Genomic DNA, 16,530 nt, shown 5'->3' on the forward strand with positions numbered 1-16,530 from the left:
CGCATGAAGCCATGTTTCCCACAGGGCTTTCTCTTTCGCCGGAGGGCGTCAGACGTCCTCGTCTTCCCGCTTGAGGGCGTTCTTCGATCCGGCAATGCGCGCCACCAGATCCGGCAGGCTTTCGATCTCGCTCCAGCGGCCACCGGCCCCCTTGGGCAGATCGGCGGAACCGGCGGGCAGCACGGCCTGCGAAAAACCCAGCTTTTCGGCTTCTTTAAGGCGCTGGGCGGTGTGCGCAACCGGACGAATGGCGCCCGACAGGCTGACTTCGCCGAAATAGACGCAATCGGCGGGAAGGGCAAGTCCGGCGAGCGAGGAAACGAGCGCCGAGGCGACGGCAAGGTCCGCCGCCGGTTCCGAGATGCGATAGCCGCCGGCGACGTTGAGATAGACGTCGTGCTGGCCGAGCCTGACGCCGCAATGAGCCTCCAGCACCGCGAGGATCATCGAGAGCCGCGCCGAATCCCAGCCGACGACGGCCCGGCGCGGCGTGCCGAGCGAGGTGGGCGCGACCAGCGCCTGCACCTCGACCAGCACCGGCCGCGTGCCCTCCATGCCGGCGAAGACGGCCGCGCCCGGCGATTTGGCATTGCGCTCGCCGAGGAAGAGTTCGGACGGGTTGGAGACTTCGCGCAGCCCCCTGTCGGACATTTCGAAAACGCCGATCTCGTCCGTCGGGCCGAAGCGGTTCTTCACCGTGCGCAGGATGCGGTAGTGGTGGCCGCGGTCGCCCTCGAAATAGAGCACGGCGTCGACCATGTGCTCGACGACGCGGGGACCGGCGATCTGGCCTTCCTTGGTGACATGGCCGACGAGGACCATGGCGGCGCCCGTCTGCTTGGCGAAGCGGATCATCGCCTGCACGCCGGTCCTGACCTGCGTCACCGTGCCGGGCGCGGCCTCGGCCGTGTCGCTCCACAGCGTCTGGATCGAATCGATGATGACGAGGTCCGGCCGCTTGCCCTCGCCGACGGTGGCGAGGATGTCCTCCACATTGGTCTCGGCCGCGAGCAGCACGTCCGTCTCGTGCGCATGCAGGCGCTGGGCGCGAAGGCGCACCTGCGCGACGGCCTCTTCGCCCGAGACATAGATGATGCGATGTCCCTGCCGCGAGAGGGCGGCGGCGGACTGCATCAGCAGCGTCGACTTGCCGATGCCGGGATCGCCGCCGATCAGCACCGCCGAGCCGCGCACGAAGCCGCCGCCGGTCGCCCGGTCGAGTTCGGCGATGCCGGTGTGGATGCGCGGGGCCTCCTCGGTCTCGCCGGAAAGCGTGGTGAGCGCGACGGGGCGGCCCTTCTTCGGCACCTTGCCGGGGCCGGCGCCGATGCCGCCCATCGGGTCTTCCTCGACCACGGTGTTCCATTCGCCGCAGCCCTCGCATTTCCCGACCCAGCGGGAATGCGCGGTGCCGCAGTTCTGGCAGACGAATTGGGTGCGGGCTTTCGCCATCGGATCTCGCTTCTGGTGCCTGACATGGGAATCGTCCGCAAGCCCATAGCACAAAACGGGAACGTGTCCTATTTTTTCACGGTTTCGTAGCGTCGTTCGTAGCGGTTGCCGAGGCTGGTGAGAAGTTCGTAGTCGACGGTGCCCGCGGCGCGCGCGACGTCCTGAATCGGCATGGCGCGGCCGAAGAGCTCGATGAAGTCGCCGGCCCGCACGCTGCCGGGCGGCAGGTCGGTGACGTCGAAATGGGTGAGGTCCATGGTGACGCGGCCGATCAGCGGCACGGTACGCCCGTGCAGCACGCCGTTCGCTCCGGGAATGCCGGCCGCGCGAAGCGGAACGCCGGCGCCGAGCGTGCGCATGTAGCCGTCCGCGTAACCGATGGCGGCGATGGCGATGCGGCTGTCGCGGGCAAGCGGCGTCGCGCCGTAGCTGACACTCTCGCCGGCCTTCGCCTCGCGCACCTGGAGGATGCGCGCCTCGGCGGTGACGACCGGTTTCATCGGGTTGTCGACACCGTTGACGGCGCTGCCGCCATAGAGCGCGATGCCGGGGCGGGTGAGGGTGAAGTGATAGTCCTCGCCGAGGAAGATGCCCGCCGAATTGGCAAGGCTGGCGTCGATGTCGTCGAAGGCCGCGACGACGCTGCGGAACCTTTGCAGCTGCTGGCGGTTGAGCGGATGGGCTGGCTCGTCGGCGCAGGCAAGGTGGCTCAGCAGCATGATCGGCGCGAAGCTCGCCGGCCGCGCGGCGTCGCCCGCCAGCGCCAGCGCGTCCTCGACCCGAAGGCCGAGCCGGTTCATGCCCGTATCGACATGCAGCACGCAGGGATGGTCACGCCCTTCGGAAACCGCCGCCATGAAGACGACGAGCTGTTCTTCCGAGACGATGACGGGCACGAGGTCGAATTCGAAGAAGAGACGTTCCGAGCCGGCCCACATGCCGGAAAGAACGTAGATGCGGACATCCGGCAGGATGGCGCGCAGCGTCGCGCCCTCCGCCGGAGTAGCGACGAAGAAGTCGCGGGCGCCGGCGTGATGGAAGGTCCGGCCGGCATGCTCCAGCCCGATGCCGTAGCCGTCGGCCTTCAGCACGGCCGCCGTGCGCGCCGCGCCGGAGCGCCGCGCCATGGCGCGCCAGTTATCGGCGAGCGCCGAAAGGTCGATCGTCAGGCGGGCATGATCCTCACCGGCGACGGGCAGGGTGGAACGCGCGTGGGAATGGTGTGGGCTCATGGTTCTGAATACAGCCTGTTGACCATGGCGGCAATATGCCGGAGCGCGCCATTGCCGGTGCAAAAGGCGCTCTTTATGGTGCGCCACCAAAAGGGGAAACAGCATGTGGCGCAGAGTGGCAACGACCTTGGGGGCGATCACCTTTGCCTTTCCGGCGTCGGTCGCCGCGGCGCCCCCGCCGACCGACGCTGAAATGCGCGAGGCGCATGCCGTGCTGCTCGGCCTTGCCCAGGACGGCGCGGAACCCGAGCGCGACAAGGGCGCCGATGTCTATTACTCGATCGTCGAAAATCCCGATGCGCCGCGGCTCGTGACGCGGCTTGAAGTCTCCGGCGCGCCCTGCCGGGCGCGGACGATCTCCGCCCTGCAGTTTCCCGACAAATGGGCGACGCTGACCCTCGGCCTCGTCGATCTCGGTCGCGTCACCGCCGTCACGGCCTATGCCTCGGTCGACGACATGATCGCGGAGACCAACCCGCTTCCCCTCGATGCTCCGGGGGCCGAGCAGGTCGTGCTGACGGGCGAGGGGCTCTACTGTTCGAGCCGGATGTCGCTTTCCGGAGACGGTACCGCCGCGGACGAGACCTGCGCCGACCGCCTCGACCTGCCGATGACGGACGCGGACCAGAAGGCGCGCGGCAAACGCGCCCTGGCCATCGTCGCGGACTATTGCAAGGCGCCGGCCTTTCAGAAGAAGTGAGGCGGCGAAAGCCTCACGATTTCCCTCAGTGCTCGTACTGGGTGAAGGACGGATCGGCGAGATCGGTGAAGCGGGTGTATTCCGACTGGAAGGCGAGCTTCACCGTGCCGGTGGGGCCGTGACGCTGCTTGGCGATGATGACGTCCGCGGTGCCTTTCACCGCTTCGAACTTCATCTTCCATTCCTCGTATTTCGGGTCGAACTCGTCGCGCGGCTCGAGGTTCTTCACATAGTATTCCTCGCGGAACACGAAGAGCACCACGTCGGCGTCCTGCTCGATGGAGCCCGATTCGCGAAGGTCGGAGAGCTGCGGGCGCTTGTCCTCGCGGCTTTCCACCTGACGGGAGAGCTGGGAGAGGGCGATGATCGGAACATTCAGCTCCTTGCCGAGCGCCTTGAGGCCCGTCGTGATCTGGGTAATCTCCTGCACGCGGTTGTCGCTGGACTTGCCCGAGCCGGTCATGAGCTGGATATAGTCCACCACGAGGCAATCGAGGCCGCGCTGGCGCTTCAGGCGGCGGGCACGGGCGGAAAGCTGGGCAATCGAGATACCGCCCGTCTGGTCGATATAGAGCGGCACCTTCTGCATCATCTGCGAGCAGGCGACGAGCTTTTCGAAATCGGCCTCGGAAATGTCGCCGCGGCGGATTTTCGAGGAGGAGACTTCCGTCTGTTCCGAAATGATACGGGTGGCGAGCTGTTCGGAGGACATTTCCAGCGAGTAGAAGCCGACGACGCCGCCGTTCCTCGCCTTGAACGAGCCGTCCGCCTGCACTTCCGGCTCATAGGAGGCGGCGATATTGTAGGCGATGTTGGTGGCAAGCGAGGTCTTGCCCATGCCGGGACGACCGGCAAGCACGATAAGGTCCGAGCGCTGCAGGCCGCCCATGCGGCCGTCGAGCGAGTGGATGCCGGTGGAAATGCCCGAGAGCGAGCCGTCGCGCTCGAAGGCCTGTCCGGCCATGTCGATCGCCTGCGCCACCGCGTCGTTGAACGACTGGAAGCCGCCGTCGTAGCGGCCGGTCTCGGCCAGCTCGAAGAGGCGGCGCTCGGCGTCCTCGATCTGGTTCTGCGGCGGCATGTCGAGCGGCGCGTCATAGGCGATGTTGACCATGTCTTCGCCGATGGTGATCAGCGAGCGGCGCAGCGCCAGGTCATAGATCGCCCGGCCATAGTCTTCCGCGTTGATGATCGTCACGGCCTCGGCGGCAAGGCGGGCGAGATATTGCGGGATCGTCAGGTCGCCGACCTTGCCGTCCGCCGGAAGGTGGGTCTTCAGCGTGATCGTCGTCGCGATCTTGCCCATGCGGATCGTGTCGCCGGCAAGCTCGTAGATCTTGCGGTGCAGGGGCTCGTGAAAATGGATCGGCTTGAGGAAGTCCGAGACGCGGTAATAGGCGTCGTTGTTGACGAGGATCGCCCCGAGCAGCGCCTGTTCCGCCTCGACGTTGTTCGGCGCCTCGCGGTGATGCGCCTCCGGTGCTTCGCGACCGGCCCCGCTCAACTTGCGCACGGCATCGTTCATCGTCCCGAATCTCCCGTCCCTGTTGCCTGAAGCCCCGTGGTTTGGGTCCTTTGCGCCCGAGGGTCAAGCGGTTCCGGCCGCATGCGCGCCTGCCACGTCCTTTAGGCCCGGTGTTAGACTTTTCCACAGGCGCGCCGAAGGCGGCAAGCCGGAATCTTCCGGGCCTGCCACCTCCCGGTTTGACTGGGGCGAATCTACAACGATGCCTCCTGCGGGAACTGCCGGGCGCCGCGGCGCTCGCCCTTCGGGTTGGCCTCATGCGCCTTCAGGCAATCCTCGCCGCGCCCGATATATTCGCGGGTCAGCGGCACGGCCTGCTGGTCATGCGCGAGCTGGAGCTGGAAGACCACGAGGTTCTGCCAGCGGAACGCGCTTTCCGAGGCGGCGAGATAGAACTCCCAGATGCGGCAGAACTTCTCGTCGTAGATCGCCTTGGCCTCCTCGCGCCGCGCCATGAAGCGCTCGCGCCAGTGCCGCAGCGTCTCGGCATAGTGCAGCCGCAGGATCTCGACATCCGTCACGGCAAGCCCGCTCTTCTCCACCGCCTGCATCACCTCGGAAAGCGCGGGGATATAGCCGCCGGGGAAGATGTACTTCTCGATGAACGGGTTGTTGGCGGTCGGCTGGTCCGTGCGGCCGATCGTGTGCAGCAGCATCACCCCGTCGCGCTTGAGAAGCGAGGCGCTCTTCCTGAAGAAGGTGAGGTAGTTCGGCCGGCCGACATGCTCGAACATGCCGACGGAGACGATGCGGTCGAAGGGCCCTTCCGTGTTGCGATAGTCCTGCAGCAGGAACTTCACCTCGTCGGAAAGGCCGGCGTCGCTCGCGCGCTTGACGGCGATGGCGTGCTGCTCGTCGGAAAGCGTGACGCCCGTGACCTTCGCGCCGACCTGGCGGGCGAGGTAGAGCGCCATGCCGCCCCAGCCGCAGCCGATGTCGAGCACGTTCTGTCCCGGCCGGTTGATGTTGAGCTTGGCGGAGATGTGGCGCTTCTTGGCGAGTTGCGCATCATCCAGCGTCTGGTCCGGCCGCTCGAAATAGGCGCAGGAATATTGCCGGTCCTGATCGAGGAAGAGGTCGTAGAGCGCGCCGGTGAGATCGTAATGGTGCTGCACGTTCTTGCGCGAGCGCACGATGCTGTTCTTCTCCCGCGCCCAGCGGAAGAGGTAGCGGAAGCGCTCCAGGAAGCGGTTCCAGCCGGTGTCGTAATATTTGAAGTCCGGATTGCCGGTGAAGACCGCCTTGAGCAGCCCGTACATGTCGCCCTGGAGAAGATCGATCTCCCCCGTGCCGTAACAATGGCCGAGGTAATAGGCGGGATCTATGCCGAGCCCCCAGAGGGCCTTCCTGGTATTGATGCGCATGTGGACGGGATTGCCGGTGCCGTCGCCATAGGTCTGGCTGGTTCCGTCGGGGTAGGTGATCGTCAGGTTTCCGGTCTCGATAAGGCGGGAAACGAGAGCCTGTACAATGAATTTCATTCGCTAAACTCCGTCACGCTTAAAATATCTGGCGGAACGGGTCTGGTCGGAAACCGGCCTGGGGAGCGGCCCGACCGCCAATCCAGTCTAACGGAATATAAATATTGATGGAAAAGACGGGATTTCAACCCGTATTTTTTTGCCTCTTTGCAAATAAGACGGGCCGGCAATGCCGGCCCGTCGGAAAAGCGTATCCGCTCGAAACAAATGAGCCGGCGGAAGCCGGCTCATTCGCTGATTATTCTTCGTCGCCGTCCTGGTCGGCTTCCGGATCGAAGAAGTCTTCCGGCTTCAGGGCATCTTCGTCGACGCCGTAGATGGCGTCGGCCGAGGTGAGGCTTTCGCCCTTGGCCTGGCGCTCGGCTTCGTCGGCCGAACGGGCGACGTTGAGCTCGATGGCGATCTCGACTTCGGCGTGCAGGTGCAGGACGACCTTGTGCAGGCCGATCGCCTTGATCGGGGTGTTGAGCTCGACCTGGTTGCGGCCGATGTTGAAGCCTTCGGCGGAGAGGGCTTCGATGATGTCACGGGCAGCGACCGAACCGTAGAGCTGGCCGGTTTCGCCGGCGGAGCGGACCATGACGAAGGACTTGCCGTCGAGCTGTTCGGCAACCTTCTGGGCTTCCGACTTGCGCTCGAGGTTGCGGGCTTCGAGCGTCGAACGCTCGGCTTCGAAGCGCTTCTTGTTGGCTTCGTTGGCGCGCAGCGCCTTGCCGAGCGGCAGCAGGTAGTTGCGGGCAAAGCCGTCGCGGACCTTTACGGTCTCGCCCATCTGGCCGAGCTTGGCGATGCGTTCGAGGAGAATGACGTCCATTTCGAGTTCCTTTCTTGAGTTCAGGTATTCTGGTTTTTCTGGCCCGTCGGGCTGGTGGGCGTCAGCGCTATGGCGCGCCGCGTGTCCATCAGGCCGAGGACCAGGATGGCGAAGACCGGTATCGTGAAGAGCAATACCGAGATATAGGCGAACCACAGGGCAATCAGCCGCCACGGCTTGCCGCGCGTCCTGAAATGCAGGCTCGCGAAGCCGGCGAGCACGAAGCCGGCCCCGAAGGTGCCGCAGACGAGCGCGCCGATGATCGCCGGAACGCCGCCCACGAAGGACAGGACGAGGCCGGCGAGGAAGAGGAAGATCGCATTGCGGTGCATGCGCAGCGTCGAGGGCATGTCCTCGCGCGGGCGCAGGCCCTTGCCGGAAAGGCGCACGATGAAGCTTGCGACATAATAGGCGGCAAAGAGCAGGAACACCCACAGCGCGCCCTGCACCAGCGGCAGCGCCAGCGCGAAGATCGACTTCATCTGCGCGACGGCGGCAGCATCGGGGTTATAGAGCGGCTCCTGCGCCTTCAGCGTCTCGATGACGATGTCGACCAGCTTGCCGGCCATCTCGCTGTCGTAGCCGACGATCGCGCCGACGGCGATCATGCCGAGCGTCACCATCACGGCGAGATGGGCGAGGATGTTGGACAGCGGGTACCAGGCGAGCGCGTCTTCCGGGCCGCCGAGTTCGGAGGCGGGGCGGGCGAGGTTCGCAAGGTTGCTGAGCCAGCCGGCCGGAATGAGCGTGATGATGACGATCAGCGCGGCGAAATGCGAGGAGACCAGCGCGGACGCGGTCGCGCCGCCGGCGACGACGGCGATGAAGGCGCTGGCATTGCCCCAGCCGAGGCCGGCGATCAGGATGGGAAGGGCGGACGCGGCATAGAGCACGATGGCGAGCGACGACTGCGCATTCGCGCTCAGCGAAAGCAGAGCGGCGGTCACACCGGCAACGAGGCCGGTCGCAATCGAGGCTGGCGTCAGGTTCTTCACGTCGCTGTCCTGTCCGGTCAGACAGTTAGAGGAGTGCCCGTAAGGACCGGCTCCCCAACATGGGATTTGGCCTTGCCCGTTGAGGGCCGAGGCCGGCGGTTCCGATCCGCGCCCATCGCGGAAGGGAGTGGGGAAGGCGGCTGGGCCGTCTTCCCCGGTATCGTCTCTCCCGGCGCGGCGAAGGCCGGCCGGGAGGAAAGCATGATTACGCTACGACGTAGGGCAGCAGGCCGAGGAAGCGGGCGCGCTTGATCGCCTTGGCGAGTTCGCGCTGCTTCTTCTGGGAAACGGCCGTGATGCGGGACGGAACGATCTTGCCGCGCTCGGAGATGTAACGCGACAGAAGACGGACGTCCTTGTAGTCGATCTTCGGAGCGTTGGCGCCCGAGAAGGGGCAGGTCTTGCGGCGGCGGTGGAACGGACGGCGTGCCGGAGCGGAAGAAATATCAGCCATTGTCTTAGTCTCCTTCTGCTTCGATTACGCTTCGCGGGCCGGACGGTCGCCGTCGCGGCGCGGCGGGCGGTCGCCGAAGTCGCGGCGCGGACGGTCGCCGAAGTCACGGCGCGGGCCGCGGTCGTCGCCATCGCGGCGCGGACGGTCGTCGCGGTCGCGCTTCTGCATCATCGCGGACGGGCCTTCTTCGTGGGCTTCGACGGCGATGGTCATGTAGCGAAGAACGTCTTCGTTGATGCGCATCTGGCGTTCCATCTCGTGGATGGCGGCGGCCGGGGCATCGATGTCCATCAGGGCGTAGTGGGCCTTGCGGTTCTTCTTGATGCGGTAGGTGAGGGACTTGAGGCCCCAGTTCTCGACACGGCCGACCTTGCCGCCGTGTGCTTCGATCACGCCCTTGTACTGTTCGACGAGAGCGTCGACCTGCTGGGCGGACACGTCCTGGCGGGCCAGGAATACATGTTCGTAAAGAGCCATTTGGCTTTGCCTTTCTTGCGTTAAACTACACCCGAAACCGGCGCCAAGCCTCAACGACAGTTCTTAGGGGCGTATAGCCCGAAGCAAGAAAAGCGTATCATCCAGACGGTCGAGAGCGGAGACACGGGAGGCCGGAGCCCTTGGCCCCAAACGGCAGATCTTGCGATATGCCGGCCCTCCGTTCAGCCACCAGCCGGTGACCCGGGTGTTTTGAACAGCGCGCTTATACGCATTTTTCGCGGGAATGCAAGGCCTGCAGGCGCGCTGTCCCGTTCTGCGACGGCCGGGGGAACAAAAACGGACGTGGCGCGTTGTTCAGCCCGACCCAACCAGATGGAGTGACAGACATGCAGGATCCCAACCTTGTCAATCGTCCCCCGGAAGAGAGCGGCCCGACGGTGGTCAATACAACCAACCGCGGCAGCGGAACCGGCGGCTGGGCCGTGGCGGTGATCATCGCTGTCCTCGTCGCCGTGGGCATATTCTATTTCGTCGGCAGCGGAACGCCGGGTGGCGGCGTCGATACGAACGCCAACACCTCGGCCATCGGGACGCAGGAAAGCGCCCCGGCGGGCGGCACGGCGACCGGCGGCGCAACGGGTGGCGCGGAAACCGGCACCCAGCCGCTGAACAGCCAGCCGGCCCAGGGCGGTGGCGCCAACACCACCACCACGCCCTGAGGTCGCCTGTATGGGGCATGAGGAACCCGCCGGAAACGGCGGGTTTCTTTTTGCGTATTACCCCTCGGACCGCACGAAACTCTTTCAGGTCTCCGGATGGGGTTCTTCGCGGCGAACTCGGTTAGCTTCTCCAGCCCGAAGTGGAGGCTTCGGAAAACCCCATCACGCCGGGAGGAGAAGCCATGGCGACCCACCATTACCGTGCCGCGGCACGGTCCTGCGCGCATATGCGCAATGTAATCGGACATTTCATGGGGGGCGGACGATGAACGCCTATACCCATCCCGAAGTGCCGTCGACGCCGGCGGACGACCTGGTCTTCGCGCTGGAGGACAAGCCGAAGCCGGCGATCGCGCTGCTCGCCGCCATCCAGCACCTGCTCGCCATCATCGTGCCGATCGTCACGCCCGGTCTCCTGATCTGTCAGGCCCTCGGCGTTTCCGCGCGCGACACCAATATGATCGTCTCCATGTCGCTGGTCATCTCCGGCATCGCGACCTTCGTGCAGTGCCGCCGCTTCGGTCCGCTCGGCGCGGGCCTGCTGATCGTCCAGGGCACCAGCTTCAACTTCGTCGGCCCGCTGATCGCCGGCGGCGTGCTCATGGTCAAGCAGGGCACGCCCGTCGAGGCCGTCATGGCGGCGATCTTCGGCGTGGTCATCGCCGGCTCCTTCATCGAGATGGGGCTTTCGCGCGTCCTGCCCTTCGTCAAGAAGCTCATCACCCCGCTCGTCACCGGCATCGTCGTGCTGATGATCGGCCTCACGCTCATCAAGGTCGGCCTCATCAGCATGGGCGGCGGTTTCGGCGCCATGCAGTCGGGCACCTTCGCCAATGGCGAGAACCTGCTCCTGTCGGGCACCGTGCTGGGCCTGATCATCGTGCTTAACCGTATCCCGGTCGTCTGGGTGCGCAGCGCCGCCATCATCATCGCGCTCGGTGCCGGCTACGCGCTTGCCGCCGCCGTCGGCCGCCTCGATTTCGCGGGCGTCCACCAGGCCGCCTGGTTCGAAGTGCCGACGCCGCTGCATTTCGGGATCGATTTCTCCTGGACGCTCTTCGCGCCCATGGTCGTCATCTATCTCGTGACCTCGCTCGAGGCCATCGGTGACATCACTGCCACCAGCAAGATCTCCCGCGAGCCCGTCGAGGGCCCGGTCTGGATGGAGCGCGTGAAGGGCGGCGTTCTCGTCAACGGCGCGAACTCGCTTCTCGCCGGCATCTTCAACACCTTCCCGAGCTCGGTCTTCGCGCAGAACAACGGCATCATCCAGCTCACCGGCGTCGCCAGCCGCCATGTCGGCGTCTATATCGCCGGCGTACTGGTGCTGCTCGGCCTGTTCCCGACGATCGCCGGCGTCATCCAAGCGGTGCCGGAGCCGGTTCTGGGCGGTGCGGTCATCGTTATGTTCGGTGCGGTCGCCGCCTCGGGCATCAACATCCTCGCCGGCCTGCAGCTCGACCGCCGCGCGCTGCTGATCATCTCGATTTCGCTGGCGCTCGGCCTCGGCGTGTCGCAGGTGCCGGAATTCGTCTCGCACATGCCGAATTTCGTAAAGAGCGTGCTGGAATCGGGCGTTGCGACCGGTGGCCTCTGCGCGGTCTTCCTGAACTGGCTGCTGCCGGAAACGCAGGAGCCCAAGCCCATCCATTGACGCCAATCTGGGCGGCCGGGGATCGGCCGCCCAGCTTTTCTTACATCGGCGCGGGATAGAGCCGGTGGATGCGGCGGATGCCGTTCATCACCTCGGCGGAGAGCGCCACGTCCTTCGCCCCGATATCCGTCTTCAACTGTTCCATGGTCGTCGCGCCGATGATGACGGAGGCCGTGAAGGGCCGTGTCAGGCAGAAGGCGAGGGCCATCTGGGCGGGATCGAGCCCGTGCTCCCGTGCAAGCTCCACATAGGCGCGCACCGCCGGCTCCTGCAGCGGCTGGTAGCGGCCGCCGAGATCGCCGTTCTTCGTCAGGCGCGAGCCTTCCGGCCGCGCGCCGTCGAGATACTTGCCGGTGAGAAGGCCGGCGGCGAGCGGCGAATAGGCGAGCAACCCGATCTCCTCATGATGCGAAACCTCCGCAAGGTCGAGATCGTAGGCCCGGTAGAGGAGGTTGTATTCGTTCTGGATCGAGGCGACGCGCGGCAGGCCCTTTTCCTCCGCGAGCTTCAGGAGCTGCATCGTGCCCCAGGCCGTATCGTTGGAAAGGCCGAGCGCCCGCACCTTGCCGGCCTTGACGAGTTCGCCGACCGTTTCGAGGATTTCGAGAAGCTCGGCGGCGACTTTCGCGCGGTCCTGCTTCGAGGGCTCATAGCTCCAGGCGTTGCGGAAATGATAGTGACCGCGGTTCGGCCAATGGAGCTGGTAGAGATCGAGATAGTCGGTCTTGAGGCGCGAGAGGCTGTTGTCGATCGCTTCGAGAATGCCCGCGCGGCTCATCGGCGCGCCGCCGCGGATATAGGGACGGCCGGGGCCGGCGACCTTGGAGGCAAGCACGATCCTGTCGCGGTTGCCGCGCGCCTTCATCCAGTTGCCGATGAAGCGTTCCGTGTCGCCATAGGTTTCGGGGGAAAGCGGCGTGGTCGGGTAGAGTTCGGCGGTATCGATGAAGTTGACGCCCTGCGAAAGGGCATAATCGAGCTGGTCCCCGGCGTCCTGTTCGCTGTTCTGCGAGCCCCAGGTCATCGTGCCGAGGCAGATTTCCGACACGCTGATGCCGGTCCGGCCGAGCGGATTGTATTTCATGGGAGGGAAAATCCTTTGGTGGAAACGGCGCGAATGTAGGCAGCTCCCGGCGAAGCGCAAGCCTGAAAGGCGCGATTCCCTGTGTGAAGCGCCCCGGAAAGCCGGGTTGAAGCGGGGCCGTCCGGGCGCCATGCCTTGACTTGCGGGGCCGGAATGTGAATGGAAAAGGAAAGATGAGACGGGAGAAACCCCTATGAGCGTAGCATTCACCTTCCCCGGCCAGGGCAGCCAGGCCGTCGGCATGGGCAAGGATCTCGCCGACGCCTTCCCCGAGGCGCGCGCCGTTTTCGCGGAAGTCGACGAGGCCCTCGGCCAGAAGCTTTCCACCATCATGTTCGAAGGGCCCGAGGAAACGCTGACGCTGACCGCCAACGCGCAGCCGGCGCTGATGGCCGTCTCCATCGCCGTCATGCGCGTTCTGGAAGCGCGCGGCCTGTCGCTGAAGGATCAGGCCTCCTACGTCGCCGGCCACTCGCTCGGTGAATATTCGGCGCTCTGTGCCGCCGGCACCTTCTCGCTGGCCGATACCGCGCGCCTCCTGCGCATCCGCGGCAACGCCATGCAGTCGGCCGTTCCGGTCGGCGAGGGCGCCATGGCCGCCATCATCGGCCTCGAACAGTCCGACGTAGAAGCCATCTGCAAGGAAGCCTCCACCGGCGGCGCCTGCCAGATCGCCAACGACAATGGCGGTGGCCAGCTCGTCATCTCCGGCTCCAAGCCGGCCGTCGAGGTCGCGGCCCGGCTCGCGACGGAGAAGGGCGCCAAGCGCGCGCTGATGCTCTCCGTCTCCGCCCCCTTCCACTCCGCCCTGATGGCACCGGCCGCCGATGCCATGCGCGAGGCGCTCGCCGCTGTTGCGGCCAAGGCTCCGGTCGTGCCTGTTGTCGCCAATGTGCGCGCCGCCCCGGTCAGCGACCCGCAGGAGATCGTCAAGCTCCTCGTCGAGCAGGTCACGGGCCAGGTCCGCTGGCGCGAGACGGTCGAGTGGTTCGGCAAGAACGATGTGACGACGCTCTATGAGGTCGGCTCCGGCAAGGTGCTGACCGGCCTCGCGCGCCGCATCGACAAGTCCGTCACCGGCATCGCCATCAACACTCCCGCCGATATCGACAGCGCGCTTGCAGCGTTGATCTGAGGAGTTAGGCAGTAGGAATTAGGCAATAGGGCCGGCTAATTGACCCTACTGCCTATTGCCTACTGCCTAATTCCTGTTCCTTCCATCAAAACAGGAGCCATCCATGCTTGATCTTACCGGCCGCAAGGCTCTCGTTACCGGCGCATCCGGCGGCATCGGCGAGGAGATCGCCCGCGTCCTCCACGCCCAGGGCGCTATCGTCGGCCTGCACGGCACCCGCGTCGAGAAGCTGGAAACCCTCGCCAACGACCTCGGCGAGCGGGTCCACATCTTCCCGGCCAACCTTTCCGACCGCGCCGAGGTCAAGGCGCTCGGCGAGAAGGCGGAAGCCGAGCTCGGCGGCGTCGACATCCTCGTCAACAATGCCGGCATCACCAAGGACGGCCTCTTCGTGCGCATGAGCGACGAGGACTGGGATGCCGTCCTCGAAGTGAACCTGACGGCCGTCTTCCGCCTGACGCGCGAGCTGACCCATCCGATGATGCGCCGCCGCTACGGCCGCATCATTAACATCACCTCGGTCGTCGGCGTCACCGGCAATCCGGGCCAGGCGAACTACTGCGCCTCCAAGGCCGGCATGATCGGCTTCACCAAGTCGCTGGCCCAGGAGATCGCGACCCGCAACGTGACGGTCAACTGCGTGGCCCCGGGCTTCATCGAAAGCGCGATGACGGGCAAGCTGAACGACAAGCAGAAGGAAGCGATCATGGGGGCGATCCCGATGAAGCGCATGGGCACCGGCGCGGAAGTCGCGTCAGCCGTCGCTTACCTCGCTTCCTCGGAGGCGTCCTACATGACGGGCCAGACGCTGCACGTGAACGGCGGCATGGCGATGATCTGAAGCTGGCCCAAGCGCCCGGCGAAACAGCATAAATTGCATGTTGACCGCTGGCGCACCGGCTATTTTCACACTTTGCGGCAGGCATAAACCGTGTTAATCGGGCCATGACTGCCAGCAGTCGACCGGCAAAAGCCTGAGCGATCGGGCGATACGCAAAAGGATCGTCGATCCCGCATTGCCGGTTGAAGGGTTTGCCGGATGTGTTCTTGAGGCACATCGGGCGTGTTGAGTGTCCGGTGCCGTGAAAGGCGCCGATCAAAAACAAAGGTCGAGGAATCCGACATGAGCGATATCGCAGAACGCGTAAAGAAAATTGTCATTGATCATCTGGGTGTTGACGCCGATAAGGTCAGCGAAGGCGCAAGCTTCATCGATGATCTTGGCGCGGACTCGCTCGACACCGTCGAACTGGTCATGGCGTTCGAAGAAGAATTCGGCGTCGAGATCCCGGACGATGCCGCTGACTCGATCCTGACGGTCGGCGACGCCGTCAAGTTCATCGAGAAGGCCCAGGCCTGATCTGACTGCCGACGGGCCGCCCTGCGGCGGCCCGTCCCGGTCTCCGTCCGGGAGGCCGCACCTCTCCACGAGGCAATGGATTATAAGAATATAAGGGTGGATCACGGACGATGAGGCGTGTCGTTATCACGGGTACCGGCATGGTATCCCCGCTTGGCTGTGGCACCGAAGTGACCTGGAGCCGGCTTCTGGAGGGCCGCAGCGCCGCCGCCAGGGTAACCGCCTTCGAGGTCGAGGACCTTCCCGCGAAGATCGCCTGCTCCATCCCGCTCGGCGACGGTTCCGACGGCACCTACAATGCCGACCAGTGGATGGAACCCAAGGAACAGCGCAAGGTCGATCCCTTCATTACCTATGCCGTCGCGGCCGCCGACATGGCGCTCGAAGACGCCGGCTGGCATCCGAAGACCGACGAGGACCAGATCGCGACCGGCGTGCTCATCGGCTCCGGCATCGGGGGCCTCGAGGGCATCGTCGAGGCCGGCTACACGCTGCGCGACAAGGGCCCGCGCCGCATCTCGCCCTTCTTCATTCCCGGCCGCCTGATCAACCTCGCCTCCGGCCAGGTCTCGATCAAGCACAAGCTGCGCGGCCCGAACCATTCCGTCGTCACGGCCTGCTCGACCGGCGCGCACGCCATCGGCGATGCCAGCCGCCTGATCGCGCTCGGCGATGCCGACGTCATGGTGGCCGGCGGCGCCGAATCGCCGATCTGCCGCATCTCGCTCGCCGGCTTTGCCGCCTGCAAGGCGCTGTCCACCGCCCGCAACGACGACCCGACCGCCGCTTCGCGTCCCTATGACCGCGACCGCGACGGCTTCGTCATGGGCGAGGGGGCCGGCGTCGTCGTTCTCGAAGAGCTGGAGCACGCCAAGGCGCGCGGCGCGAAGATCTATGCCGAGGTCGTCGGCTACGGCCTTTCGGGCGATGCATTCCACATCACCGCGCCGTCCGAGGACGGCGAGGGCGCATTCCGCTGCATGACCATGGCGCTGAAGCGCGCCGGCATTCCGGCCAGCGAAGTCGACTATATCAACGCGCACGGCACCTCCACCATGGCCGACACGATCGAGCTCGGCGCGGTGGAGCGGCTTGTCGGCGATGCGGCCTCCCGTATCTCCATGTCGTCCACCAAGTCGGCCATCGGCCACCTTCTGGGTGCCGCCGGTGCCGTCGAGGCGATCTTCACGGCGCTGGCGATCCGTGACAATATCGCGCCGCCGACGCTCAACCTCGACAATCCTGACGTCGAGACGGCGATCGACCTGGTGCCCCACAAGGCCCGCAAGCGCGAGATCAACGTGGCGCTGTCCAATTCGTTCGGCTTCGGCGGAACGAACGCATCGCTGGTTCTCAAGCGCTACGACGCCTGATCCCGTCCGGGACGCAAAGTCGTCCCGGCGCGCCCGCACAACCGAATGAGAAGAGCGGCTTGATCCCGCTTTTGCCGCATTGCTCTGCTGGAAGACGTCGAGCAATGCCCGAAC

At 65.4% G+C, this 16,530-nt stretch carries 16 protein-coding genes; 7 read left to right on the top strand and 9 right to left on the bottom strand.

The genetic code is table 11. The features are described from left to right. Nucleotides 1-48 precede the first annotated feature (48 nt). Nucleotides 49-1,452, bottom strand: coding sequence for a DNA repair protein RadA (radA, locus tag DSD28_RS24920; RefSeq protein WP_119259137.1), 1,404 nt, complete (start codon nucleotides 1,450-1,452; stop codon nucleotides 49-51). A gap of 68 nt (nucleotides 1,453-1,520) precedes the next feature. Next, nucleotides 1,521-2,684: an alanine racemase gene (gene alr, locus DSD28_RS24925; protein WP_119259138.1), complete on the bottom strand. Its 1,164-nt coding sequence runs from the start codon at nucleotides 2,682-2,684 to the stop codon at nucleotides 1,521-1,523. Between the two features lie 103 nt (nucleotides 2,685-2,787). On the opposite strand from alr, the gene DSD28_RS24930 reads away from it, so the two are divergent. After that, a complete protein-coding gene (locus DSD28_RS24930; RefSeq protein WP_162911550.1) occupies nucleotides 2,788-3,384 on the top strand; it encodes a hypothetical protein in 597 nt (198 codons plus the stop codon). 25 nt (nucleotides 3,385-3,409) lie between these two features. Here the strand turns inward: DSD28_RS24930 and DSD28_RS24935 are convergent, their stop codons facing one another. The 6 genes from DSD28_RS24935 to rpsF form a co-directional block, all read right to left on the bottom strand. Further along, nucleotides 3,410-4,909: a replicative DNA helicase gene (locus DSD28_RS24935; RefSeq protein WP_119259140.1), complete on the bottom strand. Its 1,500-nt coding sequence runs from the start codon at nucleotides 4,907-4,909 to the stop codon at nucleotides 3,410-3,412. A 194-nt stretch (nucleotides 4,910-5,103) separates the two neighbouring features. Beyond that, entirely contained in the window at nucleotides 5,104-6,390 is a 1,287-nt protein-coding gene (locus DSD28_RS24940) for an SAM-dependent methyltransferase (RefSeq protein WP_119259141.1), read from the bottom strand. A gap of 238 nt (nucleotides 6,391-6,628) precedes the next feature. After that, entirely contained in the window at nucleotides 6,629-7,204 is a 576-nt protein-coding gene (gene rplI, locus DSD28_RS24945) for a 50S ribosomal protein L9 (protein ID WP_119259142.1), read from the bottom strand. 20 nt (nucleotides 7,205-7,224) lie between these two features. Beyond that, nucleotides 7,225-8,199, bottom strand: a complete 975-nt coding sequence (locus tag DSD28_RS24950; RefSeq protein WP_119259143.1) for a DUF2232 domain-containing protein — start codon at nucleotides 8,197-8,199, stop codon at nucleotides 7,225-7,227. Nucleotides 8,200-8,404: 205 nt separating this feature from the next. Further along, nucleotides 8,405-8,653: a 30S ribosomal protein S18 gene (rpsR, locus tag DSD28_RS24955; RefSeq protein WP_097139135.1), complete on the bottom strand. Its 249-nt coding sequence runs from the start codon at nucleotides 8,651-8,653 to the stop codon at nucleotides 8,405-8,407. A gap of 24 nt (nucleotides 8,654-8,677) precedes the next feature. Then, complete coding sequence (rpsF, locus tag DSD28_RS24960) at nucleotides 8,678-9,130, bottom strand: 30S ribosomal protein S6 (protein ID WP_119259144.1); 453 nt, start codon at nucleotides 9,128-9,130, stop codon at nucleotides 8,678-8,680. A 347-nt stretch (nucleotides 9,131-9,477) separates the two neighbouring features. Between rpsF and DSD28_RS24965 the strand changes: the two genes are divergently transcribed. Further along, on the top strand, nucleotides 9,478-9,810 hold the full coding sequence (locus DSD28_RS24965; RefSeq protein ID WP_205536236.1) for a hypothetical protein: 333 nt from the start codon (nucleotides 9,478-9,480) through the stop codon (nucleotides 9,808-9,810). A gap of 265 nt (nucleotides 9,811-10,075) precedes the next feature. After that, nucleotides 10,076-11,464: a nucleobase:cation symporter-2 family protein gene (locus DSD28_RS24970; protein WP_119259145.1), complete on the top strand. Its 1,389-nt coding sequence runs from the start codon at nucleotides 10,076-10,078 to the stop codon at nucleotides 11,462-11,464. A 40-nt stretch (nucleotides 11,465-11,504) separates the two neighbouring features. Here the strand turns inward: DSD28_RS24970 and DSD28_RS24975 are convergent, their stop codons facing one another. Then, on the bottom strand, nucleotides 11,505-12,548 hold the full coding sequence (locus DSD28_RS24975) for an aldo/keto reductase (RefSeq protein ID WP_119259146.1): 1,044 nt from the start codon (nucleotides 12,546-12,548) through the stop codon (nucleotides 11,505-11,507). 193 nt (nucleotides 12,549-12,741) lie between these two features. Between DSD28_RS24975 and fabD the strand changes: the two genes are divergently transcribed. The 4 genes from fabD to fabF all read left to right on the top strand — a co-directional run bounded on the left by fabD (nucleotide 12,742) and on the right by fabF (nucleotide 16,416). Beyond that, nucleotides 12,742-13,683, top strand: coding sequence for an ACP S-malonyltransferase (gene fabD / locus DSD28_RS24980; protein ID WP_119259147.1), 942 nt, complete (start codon nucleotides 12,742-12,744; stop codon nucleotides 13,681-13,683). A 103-nt stretch (nucleotides 13,684-13,786) separates the two neighbouring features. Beyond that, complete coding sequence (gene fabG, locus DSD28_RS24985) at nucleotides 13,787-14,524, top strand: 3-oxoacyl-[acyl-carrier-protein] reductase (RefSeq protein WP_119259148.1); 738 nt, start codon at nucleotides 13,787-13,789, stop codon at nucleotides 14,522-14,524. A 282-nt stretch (nucleotides 14,525-14,806) separates the two neighbouring features. Further along, complete coding sequence (locus tag DSD28_RS24990; protein ID WP_097139127.1) at nucleotides 14,807-15,043, top strand: acyl carrier protein; 237 nt, start codon at nucleotides 14,807-14,809, stop codon at nucleotides 15,041-15,043. Nucleotides 15,044-15,153: 110 nt separating this feature from the next. Next, nucleotides 15,154-16,416 carry a beta-ketoacyl-ACP synthase II gene (gene fabF / locus DSD28_RS24995; RefSeq protein WP_119259149.1) on the top strand — a complete coding sequence of 421 codons (1,263 nt, stop codon included), beginning with the start codon at nucleotides 15,154-15,156 and terminating at the stop codon, nucleotides 16,414-16,416. The last annotated feature ends 114 nt before the right edge of the window (nucleotides 16,417-16,530 follow it).

Origin of the sequence: Shinella zoogloeoides (assembly GCF_003574625.1) — a bacterium.
Lineage (GTDB): Bacteria > Pseudomonadota > Alphaproteobacteria > Rhizobiales > Rhizobiaceae > Shinella > Shinella zoogloeoides_A.

What these genes read in the sequence shown, in the direction of transcription:
- alr (WP_119259138.1), bottom strand. Translation starts at nt 2,684, where the DNA reads ATGAGCCCACACCATTCCCACGCGCGTTCCACCCTGCCCGTCGCCGGT.
- fabG (WP_119259148.1), top strand. Translation starts at nt 13,787, where the DNA reads ATGCTTGATCTTACCGGCCGCAAGGCTCTCGTTACCGGCGCATCCGGC.
- fabD (WP_119259147.1), top strand. Translation starts at nt 12,742, where the DNA reads ATGAGCGTAGCATTCACCTTCCCCGGCCAGGGCAGCCAGGCCGTCGGC.
- rpsF (WP_119259144.1), bottom strand. Translation starts at nt 9,130, where the DNA reads ATGGCTCTTTACGAACATGTATTCCTGGCCCGCCAGGACGTGTCCGCC.
- radA (WP_119259137.1), bottom strand. Translation starts at nt 1,452, where the DNA reads ATGGCGAAAGCCCGCACCCAATTCGTCTGCCAGAACTGCGGCACCGCG.
- rplI (WP_119259142.1), bottom strand. Translation starts at nt 7,204, where the DNA reads ATGGACGTCATTCTCCTCGAACGCATCGCCAAGCTCGGCCAGATGGGC.
- DSD28_RS24975 (WP_119259146.1), bottom strand. Translation starts at nt 12,548, where the DNA reads ATGAAATACAATCCGCTCGGCCGGACCGGCATCAGCGTGTCGGAAATC.
- DSD28_RS24970 (WP_119259145.1), top strand. Translation starts at nt 10,076, where the DNA reads ATGAACGCCTATACCCATCCCGAAGTGCCGTCGACGCCGGCGGACGAC.
- fabF (WP_119259149.1), top strand. Translation starts at nt 15,154, where the DNA reads ATGAGGCGTGTCGTTATCACGGGTACCGGCATGGTATCCCCGCTTGGC.
- DSD28_RS24990 (WP_097139127.1), top strand. Translation starts at nt 14,807, where the DNA reads ATGAGCGATATCGCAGAACGCGTAAAGAAAATTGTCATTGATCATCTG.
- DSD28_RS24940 (WP_119259141.1), bottom strand. Translation starts at nt 6,390, where the DNA reads ATGAAATTCATTGTACAGGCTCTCGTTTCCCGCCTTATCGAGACCGGA.
- DSD28_RS24930 (WP_162911550.1), top strand. Translation starts at nt 2,788, where the DNA reads ATGTGGCGCAGAGTGGCAACGACCTTGGGGGCGATCACCTTTGCCTTT.
- DSD28_RS24935 (WP_119259140.1), bottom strand. Translation starts at nt 4,909, where the DNA reads ATGAACGATGCCGTGCGCAAGTTGAGCGGGGCCGGTCGCGAAGCACCG.
- rpsR (WP_097139135.1), bottom strand. Translation starts at nt 8,653, where the DNA reads ATGGCTGATATTTCTTCCGCTCCGGCACGCCGTCCGTTCCACCGCCGC.
- DSD28_RS24965 (WP_205536236.1), top strand. Translation starts at nt 9,478, where the DNA reads ATGCAGGATCCCAACCTTGTCAATCGTCCCCCGGAAGAGAGCGGCCCG.